The organism is Neptunomonas phycophila (genome assembly GCF_001922575.1).
GTDB classification, from domain to species: Bacteria; Pseudomonadota; Gammaproteobacteria; order Pseudomonadales; family Balneatricaceae; genus Neptunomonas; species Neptunomonas phycophila.
The window spans coordinates 1-2,137 of record NZ_MRCI01000011.1 but is presented as its reverse complement, the minus strand read 5'-3'; the positions used below and the strand labels follow the sequence as shown (position 1 = coordinate 2,137).

Annotated in this window: 3 protein-coding genes; all 3 read left to right on the top strand. The window is 39.1% G+C overall.

Annotation, left to right across the window (positions count from 1 at the left end; translation table 11 throughout):
• A partial coding sequence (locus BS617_RS17840) for a DUF4870 family protein (protein WP_346424318.1) occupies window positions 1-344 on the top strand: 344 nt, incomplete at its 5' end.
• Between the two features lie 283 nt (window positions 345-627).
• A complete protein-coding gene (locus BS617_RS17835; protein ID WP_075174355.1) occupies window positions 628-1,716 on the top strand; it encodes a hypothetical protein in 1,089 nt (362 codons plus the stop codon).
• The gene (locus BS617_RS17830; protein WP_075173909.1) at window positions 1,716-1,982 is read left to right on the top strand and encodes a PAAR domain-containing protein; all 267 of its coding nucleotides are present in this window, start codon (window positions 1,716-1,718) and stop codon (window positions 1,980-1,982) included. The genes BS617_RS17835 and BS617_RS17830 overlap by 1 nt, the downstream gene beginning before the upstream one ends.
• Window positions 1,983-2,137 lie beyond the last annotated feature (155 nt).

Sequence of the window (2,137 nt, the reverse complement as noted above, 5' to 3'; positions counted from 1 at the left end):
AAGTGATCAACACCTCATCAACCAATAGCGGCTCTGCAAAGCTGGTCTACATTCTGTACCTAGCAGGTATCGTATTCGGTATTACAGGCTTGATAGGTGTCATCATGGCCTACATTAACAAAAGTGACACCCCTGAATGGCTAAAAACACACTATCAATTTCAGATACGTACCTTCTGGATCGGCTTCTTGTTCTTAGCGATAGGAGCAATTACATCGGTGGTGCTTGTCGGCTGGTTTATTATTCTATTTTGGGTCATCTGGCTCATCGTTCGCTGCGTTAAAGGTATGAAAGCACTGGATCAGCAGCAAGCGCACCCGAACCCTACCGGCTGGTTCTTTTAAGTTACAGACTGGCGATAAGTAAAACATATTTGTAAACAGCAACTTCGGTTGCTGTTTTAGTTTGGGTATCGAGAAAGGTTTCGGTCTTGGTGTTAACATCAGAATTTTGTTTGATGTGCATGGACTAGCTAGACTCGAAAAAATAGCTTGTCGGCGTTTTATTAGCTATAGGTTTTAAGCTAATAATGATGAAGTTTGAGAATACGTAAGAGAGGAGTCAAATAGTTTTCTGAAACTGTATTTGGTAATGCGTTTAAGTGTCCTGAAATAAAAGGTGATAGGTATGAATTTTTTGAAACTACTAAAGACATGTTTGAAGAAAAGTAATTTTGGGAAGATGTTTTATTTGAAAAAAATAGTAGCTGGTATTTCAGTTTCTTTTATATTATTTTTAGGTTTCTCTATAAATGGATATGGTAAAGAATTTACATCAGGTTACTACTTAAATATTAACTCTAAAGGTGCACTGTACTCTGTTTATATTAATGGAATTAAGGTTGAAAGCAGAACTAGTGTAAAGACTAAAAGCACCTCTAGTGTAAAGACTAAAAGCACCTCTATACCAATTAGTTATGCTCTGAAAAAAGGTATTAATGACATAGAAATAAAATATTCTCCCTTAGTTGGAAAAGATGAGAATTCGGACGATTACATTATAGGAGTAAAAGAGAAATTTTATATAAATGCGGGTGTAGAACGTGTAGATTACACCACGAGGGAAAAGGAATTTACTACGATTATCAATGCATCGTACGATATGGATAAGGGAGAAATAAAAGAGGATGACCACTTCAATGGTATAGAAGTAGCGAAAAACTCTGAACATCTAAAAGTAGAAAATGAGCTTCATTACAAAAGTGAATCTTTATTCTATAATGCTTTCACAAAACCTATCGCCGCGTATTCAATATCTAAAAAATTTGAATTGTCTGACTGGTTCCCAGAGTTTGTTTGGGTGAATGCTCAGGAAATTGAAATGAGTGACTCTTTAAAAGATGAAATAAGAAATGTTTACTCATCATTTCATGAAACTATTAATAATAACAATTATGAAAAGTTTCTAAACTATATGGGGCCTCTATGGACACAAGTGGGGACCGCATTAGGGCTGGATGGTTTAGATGGCTACCTTAATAGTATTTCTCTAAATAAGAATAACATTCGTGTCCACAGTCCAGGAGTTGAGTTGGCAGAGCTTAAATTGCCAGAAAGTAATGAAGACCTTCATGTTGAAATTGCCGGAAAAGGGAAGTTAGTTACGGTCCTCCCGTCCCCGATTAAATGGGCGAGGCCTGACGGTTCAGGCCCTGTAATGAAGGTGGCTTTTTATAAAGATCAAAGTGGTGAATGGCGAGTAGGAGCTGTTTTTTAATGAAACCCATAGCCCGCCTAGGAGACCTCCACTCCTGCCCTAAAAAAGGCTGTGGAACTACCCCTATCGTTTCCGTCGCTTCTGATTCAGAAGTCGACGGTCAGCGTGTTGCTACGGTCGGTGATAAAACCGGCTGTGGCGCGGTTATCGTTCAAGGTTCATCAACCATGGATATGAACGGTAAACCCATCGCGTACGTCGGCTGCAAAACCAGCCACGGTGGAACCATTATGACAGGTTCGGCTACGTGCTTAGTTGAGCCGTAGCTTTAAAACAACACAATCCAAAATGACTGAAAAGGAACTTCACATGACTGATCAAGTGATCAACACCTCATCAACCAATAGCGGCTCTGCAAAGCTGGTCTACATTCTGTACCTAGCAGGTATCGTATTCGGTATTACAGGCTTGATAGGTGTCA

Coding starts and splice junctions, on each gene's coding strand:
- BS617_RS17835 (WP_075174355.1), top strand. CDS start 628: ATGAATTTTTTGAAACTACTAAAGACATGTTTGAAGAAAAGTAATTTT.
- BS617_RS17830 (WP_075173909.1), top strand. CDS start 1,716: ATGAAACCCATAGCCCGCCTAGGAGACCTCCACTCCTGCCCTAAAAAA.